The sequence below is a fragment of the Paenibacillus sp. P2(2022) genome (assembly GCF_029522175.1).
GTDB lineage: Bacteria > Bacillota > Bacilli > Paenibacillales > Paenibacillaceae > Paenibacillus > Paenibacillus polymyxa.
The window spans coordinates 962,432-975,561 of sequence record NZ_JAKWFI010000002.1 but is presented as its reverse complement, the minus strand read 5'-3'; the positions used below and the strand labels follow the sequence as shown (position 1 = coordinate 975,561).

The following is a 13,130-nucleotide window of genomic DNA, read 5'->3' as shown; positions in this document are numbered from 1 at the left end:
ACTTACTTCAACTTTCTGCGGATGTCGTTTAATTTTCCAGCCATTTGAGCATAGAATGCATAAAGTTCCGCTCCATTAGCCAGCTCTACCTTTTCATATTCCAATTGATTGCGAGCCTCTGTGTAAGTTGCAGCCAATTCATCCAACTTCGCCAGCAGTGGTGTAATATCCTCAGATGAAGTCAATACAGCATCACGGCGATCCGCCTTGCGCATTAGAGCTGCAAATTTCTTCTCTTCCAAACCACGGAAGTTTGTGAAGATTTCAAACTCCACATAATTGCGGCTTTTCATGACGTTGGCAAACGGCTCCCACGCCTCTTCCTCTTCATCACGATCATAGACGTACAAAGCGCCTTTTTTCGTAATCGTGTCCGTATAGAGTGCCTGAATGAACTGATCCAGCCATTTTTCTTCATCCTGATATTTGCCCAGTAAAGCTTCCAGTTCGGCGGCTTTTGCTTCGATTTGTATATATTTCGCCAGCTCATCACGAACCACCTGCGTTAACTCTGGTGAACGGATCAGGTTTTCCTTCGCCATCTCTTCATTGATGCTGCCAAAGATGTCCTTGCTTCCGGCCTGTTCGAGCCCTTCAGCCAGTAGACGTTTCAGCTCGGACCATGCTCTTTTCACCTCACCCAAATTCGGCTTGGATTCCTGCAATCGCATATCGTAGGCTGCCAGTAGTGCATTCAGATCTAGCGCTTTTGAGCGAATTACAGTAAAGCGGCTGCTTGTATTTTGATCAACATCCTTCTCCCGAATTACGCCGAGTGACTTGGCACGGTCGAAGTCATTGCGAATGCGGGCGTTGTGGGCTTGCACACGGGAGTTGACGTAAGTTTCTCCCCATGACTTTTCAGGAATCGGCGACGGCAAATTCGTCCAGTTGTTCTGACCTGTCTGCACCAGATGTCGGCCAATACCTTCGCGGTCAAGAATGGTTTTCTCATAGCTCTCTTCATACACTTTGAGCGGCGTATATACAAACAGAGGAACACCATTACGCGTATTGAGCCAGAAAATCCGGTTACGGACTTCACTTTCTTTAATAGTAAAGTGCGATTTGCCAATTGCATTATTTTGATAATTGCGAACGCCCTTCAGGATATTAGGCGACTGTACAGGTACCGAAACGAATCCCCATGACGGGAAGTACAAATTGCCAGAACTATTGCTCAAATGGAAGACAGGTACAGCCTCCTCATCCAGCTTGCTTGCAATGTAACGCTCCACAAATTTTTCAATTGCTTCGTCCTGTCCGTATTTCATGACCAGGAAATCTTCCATGGAACGGGTAATGAGATCACCGAATTTGTCAGTCAAGAAATTAGAAATCGAGCTGATGATATCCATATCCTGATCTTTCACCCATTGATCTGAATTTTCCAGCAATTCTTGGGCAAAATCACGGATCAAATCGTCACCATTGCGATTATCCAGCAGCTTGGTCACAACTTCTGAGATATCCGGTACACTTACCAGATTCCAATAGTACGTCTTGTTTCCTTTGTGATCGGATTGTTCCTCGCCGTTAATCAGCAGATCGCCATTCTTCTCGAAAATGGCACTCAGTGCATTCAAAATTTCAGTAAATACATTATAAATGCGGTTATTTTCTTTATTTAGTAGGTCATACAGATCTTCATAAAATTCAATGAGCTGCTCTGTACGTTCCACATCAGCCCGCAACCAATATTCATTAATTTTTGCTTCAATATATGCATTTTTCTTCTTATCCTTGGATACAAACGCGCTCTTGGCATCACCCAGCTTCTCATTCGCTTGCTCACGCGCCCATTCAATGTCCGTTGGAATACGGTGCAGCGATTCACGCAGCGTTTCAACATAGGAAAGCAGCATTTTCAGCAAGCTAAATCCTTTTTCAGTATAAATCATGCGAGATACATAAAACGGTCCTTGCTCGGGATGCAGGAACATTCGGCGGATTTGGTCTGTAAACTGTCCTGTAATTTCACCGGGAAGTTGTTTCTTCGCTTTGATATACTCTTCGCGGGCACGCGTCAGGAACGTTTGCTCCAACTCAGTGTCCATATTGACTACTTGCATTTTAACAACATTGTTATAACTTAACCGTTCACTGTTCTCAAAACCCGGAAGCGGCTCAGGTACACGAGATTCAAAGTTTTTGATCATGCTATCCAGATCGACACCCAGCTTGCGGGCAAACTTCTCTACATCCTCCTGATTCGGCGCTTGCTCAAACATTTTGGACATTTTACCAAACATCCGGTAAGCCAGATATGTCGTCATTTCCTCCATGGGCAGCACTGCCGAAGAAGCTCCGATAATATTGTAATCGTAGTTTGCTGGATACGCCTTATTCATTTGCGCGATATTGGTACGAATGTTGCTGATATAGTCATGAATGGCGAACTCTTCGCCTGACTGTTTTTCCTCACTCGCCATAAAGTTGGTGATGTTCTCAGCGGTAACATTCATGCAGTAATCATAAGCATTTTCCAGCAGCTTGCCTTCCGTATTCGTAGCCGAAATAAGGTGACACAGATTAAATGGCGGCAGCGGCGAGTTTACAGTCAAAATGTTACCGTACTGTTGCTTAAAGCGTTCGCCACGACTGTCCACATTCATCCAGTAGTCCAGTTCTTTCAATGCAGCATAGCCGTTCTTTTTAATATATTCACGCGTATGCTCGCTCAGGCTTTTATTCGCCAGATTAATATCCGGCGTGAACAGATAACCCAGTGTGTTAACACGGTCTACACCAGCGGAACCATAATCGCGCTCAATGATGCCTCGGACGATATATGAGATATCGAGGAAAGTACCGCTCCCTGTACCGCCTGACAATCCAGACAGCAGGAATACCATAAGCTTCTTGTTGGTGCCTTCAGACAGGGTTTTGATTTTTTTGTCAATGCTTTGTACGACCTGATTGATTTTGGTGAACAATAACAACCGTCCAGCCTGACGCACCCCTGCCGCCCCGTTCATACCGTCGGTAATGCTCAGCTCAGGAGACAGCCAGTCAGTGATATATGGCTCTAGAATACTGCGGTTTTGCAGCAATCCACCGATTTCCGCATTGGATAGCAGTACAAACTCATTGATGGGGTCCAAACCAATCCCTTTGTATTTTTTGTTACGGTCTTGTTCATTCGTTTCAAAAGCGAGAAATTCTACATTATCCGGCTTCTCGCTCTTTTTCTTGGAAATCGGGTCTGCAGGCAGCTTGAATCTGCGGTTTATTTGATATTTCAAGCGGAGAAGGGCGTCAATCCCCGTTCCCCCAAGTCCGATAATTAAAATAGGATTATCAATGGTATCTACTCTGATCTTATCGCTTACGATCCCTCCGCCGAGTGATACGTCTAATTGTTGGATATGCTCTCTAACTACTGGTTTCATAGATATGACCTCCTAAGGGTTCGTTTAGCTGTTTACTGAAATAAACTCCAGTAAAATGGTTTTGTCCACACTAGCCAGCGGGATCGTCAGACGATCACCGTTTTTCAGTTCAAGACCGTTGCCTGTGTCTACAGCACGCCCGGATTTTTCAATCGTAATCTCCGGAGTGCTACGCACCACGATCCGATCCTGATTCGCTGGCGTGAACACGACCTTATCGGTTCCGGCAAATTCCGGCGCCAGTTGCAGCAACTGGTGTAAATTGAATTTGCCCCGGAAGGTGTTCAGCTTCTTATACTGCGGGTATGTCTTTTCGCCGGTATTTTCATCCCGGATTTCCAGTACGATCTGGCCGACAAAGCCACGATTAGCTTTTTTGACAGCCTTCCAGATGAAATATGCCGCTACCAGCAGAACGAGCAGTCCCACCCCTAAAAGAATGAGTGGCAGCAGCTTAGACTTCTCAGCAGGTGTAGTAGGCTGGGTTGTGCCAGTATTCGTACCACTCGCCGCCCCAGCTTTGGCGCTGATGGTTACAGGCTGCGTTTCACGGTAAAAGCTCTTCTCCTCTGCTCTGACGGTTAGTTCATAGTCATGCTCATCTGGAATCGTATAAGAGCCGGTAAAAGCATCCCCTGCGTTAGTTAGGGGCACTTCATTCGTTGTACCCGTATCAAGGTCTTTGACCTTCAGGACAGCATTCATATTCGCATACAATTCCTGATCCTGATACTGCTGGTTATTGCTCGTCAGATAGGAATGAATCTCTACCGTGTCACCTTTTTTGTATGATTTGGCAGGCGGCGCGTCCAGCTTCAACTCCAAATCATAGTTAAATACCAGATTAATATCAATCTTATCCTGCTGCACTCCCTTGACTTGAAGCTTCCAGTCGCCAGCCACAGGCTTGAGCAATTTAATCAGCGAGTAGCTTTTCGACTTGGACAGCAGTACATCACTCGAAGGAATCGGCTTCGTATTGCCCGACGGGTCTATTAATCTCGCGTCCACTGGTTTCGAGGACATAATTGAAATATTGGCTTCCAGCACGCTATCGTTTGGTACGGTTACCGTAACGTCCTGATAGTCGCCGTTGGCCGTAATGGACTGCAAAGGCACCACTTTCAATTTCAGATTGCTGGCGAAAATTTCACTCAAAATGTTCGGCAGATCGTCCGCCGAGCTTGTAATAAAGGACTTGCCGCCCGTTTGCTGCGCGATGTCGGCGAGTTTATTCTTATTTAGCTTTCCATCTGCATTCAAACCGATGGTATAGATCGGCACACCGCTTTTTTTAGCCTCGGCTACAGCCTGCGCCATATCCTGAGTGGATTGGCTTTCAGTTCGACCTGTCGTCTTATTAAAATCGTTGTTACCATCAGCTAACATAACGATCATAGGCGCATGTCCGGCTGTTTTGCCATCCTGCAAAATACGGATCGCTTCCTTGACACCTACGGAGGTGTCAGTATACGCTCCCCGGTTCAGCCCGTCAATAAATGTCTTCAGTTCCTGCTTATCCGCTTCGGATGAAATATTAAGCAAGGCTTTCTCGCGTTGTACGACATCCGTATACGCTACAATCCCAACCTTGTCATTTTGCGTTGACAACATATCAATAAACATTTTCATGGCTTCATTGCCAATCTTCCCAGGATCACTGGTGTTCATCGAATTACTTACATCGACTACCAACACCGCATCCACTTTAGAAGCTGAGGGTGAAGCGGCATTCGCCGTCTGTGGCTGCCAGGCCGAAATCGAAGTCATGATCATTGTACATATGATTCCGATGACCAAAAACCATTTTCTGTCTCTACTAAACATCGCTTGTACCCCTTTGCCGATTAATTCTCATTCTAAATTACAGTTGTACTCCACTACTATTAAATTATAATGAGTTTTACATGAGCGCTAGCTGAAAATCCTGCCCGAACGGCCTGAATGCGACCAAAAAGCCTATTATATCGCGAGATTTTACCAATATCCTGCAGTAATGATATAATTATACCCCAACAAGGGCAATCGGGCACCAGTCTTCTCCTTTATACGACAAAAATAACCCTAGCGAAACCCACTCATGTAAAACAGTAAAAATAAAAATCTAAGCAGAAAGAGGAAGTACACTATGATCTCATACGGATGTTTGGCGATTATGTTTCTTTTTGTCGCCATTAAATCACTAATTTACTATATACATAAAAAACGCGCCCCGTCGATTGCACAAATCGACACCGAGCTTCTTGCGCTGCTGAATCGGAGAAGTGAGCACAATGAATAGTTCCAAGCAGGCTGTGCAATTTCGCCCCTTTACCCGCACAGAGCATGCCTTCCAAAAGCTGAGAGTCTGCAAGCGTTGCGGACAATTCACCGCCCTTTGGGAAGAGAAATGTACAGCATGTGGTCGGGATACGCTGGTTCCTGTAGAGCAATATGCTAAACTCAGAGCCAAACGTTATTTTCATAAAGACCTTGCTGTCGGCATTGCGTTGCTGGCTGCTTCTATCTTTTTCGCTCACTCGTCACAGCAAATGCTACTGTGCGGTATCGTCGGTGCGTTTCTCCTCCTGCCCTTGGTCCTTCTACAGCACCGCATTGTTCTTTATGAACAGCGTAGGCAGCTTATACGCCTATTCAGAGGCCGTATAGGACAGATCCAGGAAGGATTGGGCGTGAATCATAAGAACGCAGTTGCCCTGCGGCAGCTTAGTGAGCGTGTCTGCTATGAAATGCTACGCGAGATTGCCGTACTCATTCACAATGATCGGATAAGGCTCCAGCAGGTCGCTTTGCTGCAATCTTTTGTTCTCCGCAAAGATATGGAATTAACGCTCGATCCTCTTCTGATCAAAAGCTTTGAACCCCTTATGGTCAGATACATTGGAGAGGTTGCCAGACTCAATCGTGAGCTGATTAAGGATCGGACATTCCGATATGTGGTTTTTTATGAGCGTCGTATTTTGGAAATGGCCGGGGGCGAAGATATTCTCGTTCGCGTAGCCAGCGCAGCAGTCCGTAAAAAACGCTACGTAGTCACCCATGCCGCTTTCATCTCCAGATATGTTCGGAAGCTACCAAAGGAACGAATCCAACGTTTATATCATATCATTCAGGAGAATCCGTTAGAACCCTTTGGAGATTTGGCCGATGAAGTGAAGATCATGTACCTGATGGAGCAGTATAAAAGCTGACTGCCATAATGCCCTTTTATATATGACGTATCCCAATCAATGAATCACTGCAATGAATCAGCAAAAAAAACGTCAGGATCGCCAAGGGGAACGGGACTGGCCCCATAACATCAGACAAATCAAAACACCTTCAAGAGAATCAAGCCATGTCGTAAGATATGGAGATAACCTTGGAGGTGTTTTTACGTTGGCAACGAGAGTGAGTTCCCCCTTAGAAATTAAAGATAAAAGCTATTGAAATGAGATTGGCAGGAGTTTCGGTAAGAGAGGTTATGGAGCAGTTGGGAATACGGAATAAGACACAGAAAAAAACATGTATGAGGCGGTATCGAACAGGCGAAGTGCATCGTCTGGAGCAGCAAAATGGACCTAGTAAAAAAGTACAAGGAACTGGAAAGGAGGTGGAACCAGAAGTTCCCGTTGCTTGGATCGAGTCCATTCGAGACGAAGTGACGGTGTCTGAGGCTTGTACATGGCTCGGGATCGCAAGAGCGACCTACTACCGCTGGAAAGCAGCCGTGGAGACAGAGCGCACGGAAGCTATGGCGGAGAAAATCAGTGAGCTTTGCATCCATTCCCCTCGCGCTTCGAGCTTGAACCAGCAACCACACCCCCGCGAGAAAAGCCACTCCGATAAAAAAGAACTTCAAATATTGCTCAATGATGCTGAACATATTTGGCCACTGCTCCTCGATAAAATAGCCGATAAACTGCCGGACTCCAGGAATGAAGAAGCTGACCAGCAGCAATGGGCCCCCGTATTTGTCATAGTAGCGGTGCGTTTTCTCGACCAACTCCTGCTTGAGGAAGAGCCAGTGGCCGTAACGCTCGATCACATGCATACCTGCCTTGTAACCAATCACATACGTGATGGTGACCTCCCGTCAGGGCCATCGCATTAGCCGACAACCCATGAAGCACATCTTTAGAGGCTAAGAAACCGGTATGGGTCAAGGTGCTGTTGCCCCACGGAACGGGGAGCGCCATGAAGTCCAGCGGCAAGCCGATGAGCAAGACCAGGTATCCATATTCGTGAAATAATTGTTCAACTACCCCGATCAGGTCCATGAGCCTTCTCCCTCTTGTGCTGCAAAGTCCCGCCAGCCGAGACAAGCTTGTTTTGCGGCAAAATCAAATAAAAAAGTGCAAGAACCGCCAGTAAAGCAGCGCTGAGGCTAATGGCAGCAGCATTCGTATACTGGCTGGCTATCCATCCCCCGATGACCGGGCCAATCATAATACCGAGCCCTTCAATCCCGGAGAGTACTCCCCACCCGGTCCCCTTCTGATCCTCCGGAACAAGGTATGACAGCACCGCATTCCAGGCCGGAAGCACGGCTGAGTAAGACAATCCCAACATAAAGGCAAACAGCATCGTTAATGCAGGCGGCGGCATGGATACGATTAACAGAGCCAATACGACCGTAAGCGATACGAAACCGGCGAATAACATTTGCTTGTGCCCCCATCGATCGGCCAGCTTCCCCATCGGGACAAGAAACAGCATCGCGCCGGCCCCGCCTAATATGAGCATTAGCGAATATTGCGGCTGGCTCAGACCGAGATGGTCAGCGGCAAAACCGGGCAGTATCGGCAGCAGCAGTCCCGCGGCGGTCATCTGCAGAACCATGCCTGGCAGCAGCCATTTCAGCTGAACGAGTCTTCTTCGCAGTCCTGCCGCTTGTTCGGCAAAGCTGACGTTCTGGAGACGCAAGGAGGTTGTTCTGTTAATCCCGAACGATGCGATGCAGCCGACGGCGAGCAGCGCAACCATCAGCCGGAAGGCAGGTTCGAAGCCATAATCGAAGGTGAGATTGATTGTGACCGGCCCCAGACCGATGCAGGCCAGCCACACAGTGTATATCGCCCCAATCTGGGCCGCCCGCTCCGTCAGCCGGATTTTCTCCAGACAAATCAGCCATATAGGCGACGCCCCCATCCCAAGCATCACGGAACCGACAACGAGCCCCCAGGCATACGGGCTAAAGAACACGACGGCTAGTCCGGACAGCATCAGGACGAAAGTGGTGGGCAGCAGCCAGCGCAGCGAAAACCTGTCCAGCAAATATCCAGCCACACATTTAATCAGCGTATCGGCTGTATAATGAAGTGAGACGGCAAGACCGACCAAAGCAACGGTTTGCCCCGACTCGTTGACGGCAAAGTTCGGCAGAAACGAGAACAAGAAAGCGCTTCGGACAAACTCTGTGCAAAAAAGCACCGTGAACAGCGTCAGAGTAGAAAGCTTGAACGCGCTCCTCCCGCTCATCATATTCCACCCCTTCTTAAGGGACTTGCCTCAGGAAACAAATGCCGGACAATATGGTCCGCAGACGTTTTCTGCCTTACTGCGAGCAGCCCGTTCATCATCGACTGCTTGATCGGCTCAGAGGAGATCATCGCTTGTATCTGCAACACCAGATCATGAATCGTAAAGGCCACGACTGCCGCTCCTTTGCGCTGCAAGTACAGGGCATTTTCCTTCTCCTGCCCCAGAAACGGATTTAGGATGAAAATCGGAACCCCGGCCTGAATCGTCTCGGATAGTGTAACGCCTCCCGCTTTCGTGATGACGCAGCAGGCGCTGCTCATTAGAACATGCAATTGATCGGTGAAGCCGAATACATCCACTCTTGCATCATCCTCCCAGCTCTCCGCAAGCCTCCGTCTCCATCCTTCCTGCCGGCCGCAAATCACTTGAATGCGGACGCCTGACAAGAGCAGCAGCTTCCCGATGAGCTTCGATAGCGAATGCAATGTGCCGCAGACGTTAGCCATAAGCAGAATCACATGCTCATCTATTTCTTTAACGGAGCCAGAACCGATCATTGCCGCATCATAAAATGACTCCTTGACCGGAATCCCGGTCACGGTAATACGACTCTCGGGGACGCCCTGCCTGACCATAGCCTCTTTCACGTCGCTGGTAGGGACAAAATAATGATCCGGCTTGGCGAACAGCCATCTTCGGTGAACGTCAAAGTCCGTTATGACAATCGCAGTCCGGGGACGGATCGCAGATAATGCCTCGCTGCTTGGCAAGCTGCCGAACGGGAATGTATAAATGATGACTTCCGGCTGGTACTGGAGGATGATTTTCTTGAGCCTGTCGCCGCCAAGACTGTTCATCCAGGCTGCGATCTTTCCCTTCATGGGAAGCTGGTTGGTCAGATGGTAGGTCCATCCGTAATAGGGAATGCCCAGGCTGGCTGCATACAGGCTTTGCCGGTACAGATAGCGGATTATTTTGTTCAGTACAGGATAAGCTTCCCGGAACAAGTCGACAACCGCCACCTGGCTATAACCATTGCGAATCAAGCTTTGCTGCAATACCTTGGACACCTGATGATGACCTTCTCCGTAATCGGCCGTTAAAATTAAAATTTGTGGTTCCTTTCCCACTAGTGTCACCTCATTTCACTTATCAAGCCATTTCATCTAGACGAACGAATTGCAAGTTGCGTCCCTGTAATTGATGCAGTACTTCCTCCAGAGCCCGAAGCATAAAATATGGCGCGTGACAGTCCGCTCCCGGCGTATCTCCGCTGTCATGCAGCAAAATAACAGATCCGTCCGTAATTCCGTTCAGTAGCGTTGCCTTCAACTTCTTGCGGCAGCTTCTGCTGCGCCAATCCCCCGCCTTCAAGGACCAGAGTACGATGCGGTACGATTTGGGATGAAAGAAATCGAAAGCGTTCATGAGCCCCCATGGCGGACGATAGTGATCCGGCCTTTTTCCAATTATGGATTCAATAATATCTGCGGTCCGTTTCATATGATCACGCCGCACCGTCCAGGGAAGCATCAGCCAATTAGAGATGTGATCATAATTGTAGATTCCAATCTGATGACCTTCACGATCCATTCTTCTGATCAGATCCGGGTGCAGTTCCGCCTGTGAGCCAAGCACGAAGAATGTGGCCTTCACTTGATAATCCTGCAATAAATCCAATAATTCCGGTGTATACCTCGGATGCGGCCCATCGTCGAACGTGAACGCTACCTGGTTCTTGGTGGTTCCCTTACGAAAGGCTCCAAATCTGATGATTCGCGGCAGAAAACTTGGAATTAACATATACAGACTGATGAAGCCTATGAGCCCAATCATCAAATATTTAACAAGCAACGTCTTTATCCCCCTTAGTGAAAATTAAGCTTAAGCATACTGCTGCAAGGAGCAAACCCATTTTTCTTCCTGTGTATCGTTCTGCATGCTCAGAATTTGCATGACCGCATGTCTGGCGGAATCCTGCTGTCTGCACAGCCCTGCTTTCTCCCTCATTTCTTCCAATAGGGAAGGCTGTTGAACCAGCCGCTGAAGCTGATCCTGCAAATTGTCAATCTGACATAGATAAGCTACTCCCGTTTGAATCAAATAATCGGCATTATCCTTTTCCTGCCCCAGCCGTGGCTCCAGCAGCAGCATGGGAAGCTGAAGCGCCAGCGCTTCGGAGGTCGTCAGTCCGCCCGGCTTGGTAATCAATACGTCTGCGGACGCCATCCATTCATGGATTCCCTCCAGGAAGCCTGTCAGCATGACGTTATCCCTGTCTCCCAACGCTTCATGCAGGCGGTACAGCAGCTTCACATTGCGTCCGCATACAATGACAAATTGCACGTTAGGGGGAAAAGAGTCAGATTGCATTTGCTCGATGAAGGATTTATCGATAATCCCGCAGCCGCCGCCCATCACCAGCACGACAAAGGCGTCAAGATCCAAGGCCAGCTTCTCGCGCAGCCGGTCTTTATTGTCATGCTGACTGTAGGATGGGCGAACAGGGATGCCCGTTACAGCGATTTTGTGGTCAGCAACGCCTTTTCTCTGCAGAGCTGCACGCACGCCTTCAGAACCAACCAGATACAGATCCGTAGACGGATGTATCCAATAGCTGTGATCGGAATGGTCGGTAATGACCGTTGCCGCAGGCAGATCCGTCATCCCTTTTTCCTTAAGCAAGGAAATGGCGGCTGATGCCAGCGGGAACGTGCTGACAATCAACGTCGGCTGTTCCTCATTCAGAAGTTTGAGCAGCCGCTGCAGGCTGGTCGTGAGAAAATGCTTCAGGAAGAAAGTAAGTGTACTGTCCGTCCGGGTCTTCTGATACATATATCCGTATGAGGAAGGAAAATGCTTCACCCATTGCAGGAAGCAATACCGTTCAACCACATGCATGCGGGGATGGATCCATTGCATGAAGTCGACCACCTCTACTCCCTGTTTGTACAGCACCGATGCCTCCAAAATCGCCTTGGCCGCCTGCATATGTCCATCCCCGAGCGCGCCGGACAGAATCAGTAGCTTTTCCCGTTTCATGCTATTCATCAACAATCGCCTCCCTCGTGAAATTTAACTATGCATGAACAAAACAACCAGCACCGCCGTTAGGAATCCGACCATCCCACCAGCCACACAATCGATCGGATAGTGATAGCCCCAATAAACCCGGGATATGGCCACCAACAAGGCCAGACCAATCAAGACAAGCATAATTGCCGGCGATGAGGCCAACATAAAAGGTGTAACCAAGGCGAAAATAGCGGTTGTATGGCCGGACGGGAAGGAATAATCCTTCAACGGGAATTTGCCTACCTTTACCTGCTCCAGCTTGCGGAAAGGCCGGTCTCTGCGCACCTTTTTCTTGATCAGGACAGCAACGATATGGCTAACGGCCAGTGCGATCAAGCTTTGTAGCCCGATTCTGCTGAACTCCCCCTCGGCGAACCATGCCAAGGACACTGCGCAAATGATGGTAAACAAAGCTCCGCCCAAATGGGTAATCCATCCGAACAATCGGTCCAGGGTCCGACTGCTCAGCCGATGGTTGCACCAGAAGAACATCGTTTGATCAATTCGCCTTATCCACTGCATCCTGCTTTTCACCTCCGTTCCCTGTTTTTTCGATTGACTGATGTTCATTCCTTATCTTCCTCCACTCAGACAGCTTCCGTATCAAGAACCATATTGCAGCAATCGCTACACCAACGCCCACCAGCGTAATCGTGAGAACTTGGTTCACCATATTCTCTGCCGCGCGGCCATATATATAGAAGAGAAAACCGACTACATAAAACTTCACCGCTCGGCCAATGGCCGCATAGCTGAGCAACTTCCATAACGGATAATTCATGCATCCGGATAAAATCGTAAATATTTTAAACGGGATCGGAGTGAACGATCCGATCAGGATTGCGGCCTCGCCGCGGCGGGCAAATAAGTCGCTTGCCGAATCCAGCCATTTTTTCTTCATTACACCGCCCATAACATGCTTTCCCGACACCTTGCCGATCCCATAACCGATCGGTGTCCCAAGCAGACTTCCTGCAAAGCCAACCGTAGCGAGCCATAAAGCCGACTCCGGTTGCACCGCGCTTAAAGAAAGCTGCAGGAAGAACGCCGGGATGGGGAAAATAATCGCATCAAGCATAGCGTGAATGAAAAGTCCCGTCGCTCCGAAGTTCTGTAAAAATTCCATAATTTTATCCATGAATGCCTATCCCGCCTTTGTTACAGAGCATGATGAAAAATAGGTTGCCTCCGGGCGGTATG

General features: G+C 48.4%; 11 protein-coding genes. 3 read left to right on the top strand and 8 right to left on the bottom strand.

Translation table 11 applies throughout. The features are described from left to right. Positions 1 to 2: 2 nt before the first annotated feature. Both MMB75_RS11830 and MMB75_RS11825 read right to left on the bottom strand, forming a co-directional pair. A complete protein-coding gene (locus MMB75_RS11830; RefSeq protein WP_025364741.1) occupies positions 3 to 3,392 on the bottom strand; it encodes a tubulin-like doman-containing protein in 3,390 nt (1,129 codons plus the stop codon). A 24-nt stretch (positions 3,393 to 3,416) separates the two neighbouring features. Beyond that, a complete protein-coding gene (locus MMB75_RS11825; protein ID WP_016821148.1) occupies positions 3,417 to 5,219 on the bottom strand; it encodes a vWA domain-containing protein in 1,803 nt (600 codons plus the stop codon). A 301-nt stretch (positions 5,220 to 5,520) separates the two neighbouring features. Here MMB75_RS11825 and MMB75_RS11820 point away from each other — a divergent pair, with 301 nt between their 5' ends. From MMB75_RS11820 to MMB75_RS11810, 3 genes are all read left to right on the top strand, one after another. Then, a complete protein-coding gene (locus MMB75_RS11820; protein ID WP_017428401.1) occupies positions 5,521 to 5,673 on the top strand; it encodes a hypothetical protein in 153 nt (50 codons plus the stop codon). Next, positions 5,666 to 6,583 carry a hypothetical protein gene (locus MMB75_RS11815; RefSeq protein WP_019687097.1) on the top strand — a complete coding sequence of 306 codons (918 nt, stop codon included), beginning with the start codon at positions 5,666 to 5,668 and terminating at the stop codon, positions 6,581 to 6,583. Before MMB75_RS11820 ends, MMB75_RS11815 begins: the two co-directional genes overlap by 8 nt. Positions 6,584 to 6,822: 239 nt before the next feature. Continuing rightward, positions 6,823 to 7,485, top strand: coding sequence for a hypothetical protein (locus tag MMB75_RS11810; RefSeq protein WP_155399765.1), 663 nt, complete (start codon positions 6,823 to 6,825; stop codon positions 7,483 to 7,485). Between the two features lie 143 nt (positions 7,486 to 7,628). On the opposite strand, the gene MMB75_RS11805 is transcribed toward MMB75_RS11810, so the two are convergent. The 6 genes from MMB75_RS11805 to MMB75_RS11780 are packed head-to-tail and all read right to left on the bottom strand — an operon-like array spanning position 7,629 to position 13,056. Further along, positions 7,629 to 8,852 carry an MFS transporter gene (locus MMB75_RS11805; protein ID WP_230681853.1) on the bottom strand — a complete coding sequence of 408 codons (1,224 nt, stop codon included), beginning with the start codon at positions 8,850 to 8,852 and terminating at the stop codon, positions 7,629 to 7,631. Next, the gene (locus MMB75_RS11800) at positions 8,852 to 9,985 is read right to left on the bottom strand and encodes an MGDG synthase family glycosyltransferase (RefSeq protein WP_045243808.1); all 1,134 of its coding nucleotides are present in this window, start codon (positions 9,983 to 9,985) and stop codon (positions 8,852 to 8,854) included. The genes MMB75_RS11805 and MMB75_RS11800 overlap by 1 nt, the downstream gene beginning before the upstream one ends. A 22-nt stretch (positions 9,986 to 10,007) precedes the next feature. Then, positions 10,008 to 10,709, bottom strand: coding sequence for a polysaccharide deacetylase family protein (locus tag MMB75_RS11795; RefSeq protein ID WP_045243809.1), 702 nt, complete (start codon positions 10,707 to 10,709; stop codon positions 10,008 to 10,010). Between the two features lie 30 nt (positions 10,710 to 10,739). Beyond that, a complete protein-coding gene (locus MMB75_RS11790; protein WP_031463414.1) occupies positions 10,740 to 11,906 on the bottom strand; it encodes an MGDG synthase family glycosyltransferase in 1,167 nt (388 codons plus the stop codon). A 24-nt stretch (positions 11,907 to 11,930) separates the two neighbouring features. Next, positions 11,931 to 12,452: a phosphatase PAP2 family protein gene (locus MMB75_RS11785; RefSeq protein WP_016821141.1), complete on the bottom strand. Its 522-nt coding sequence runs from the start codon at positions 12,450 to 12,452 to the stop codon at positions 11,931 to 11,933. After that, complete coding sequence (locus MMB75_RS11780; protein ID WP_045244222.1) at positions 12,430 to 13,056, bottom strand: YqaA family protein; 627 nt, start codon at positions 13,054 to 13,056, stop codon at positions 12,430 to 12,432. The genes MMB75_RS11785 and MMB75_RS11780 overlap by 23 nt, the downstream gene beginning before the upstream one ends. Positions 13,057 to 13,130: the final 74 nt, after the last annotated feature.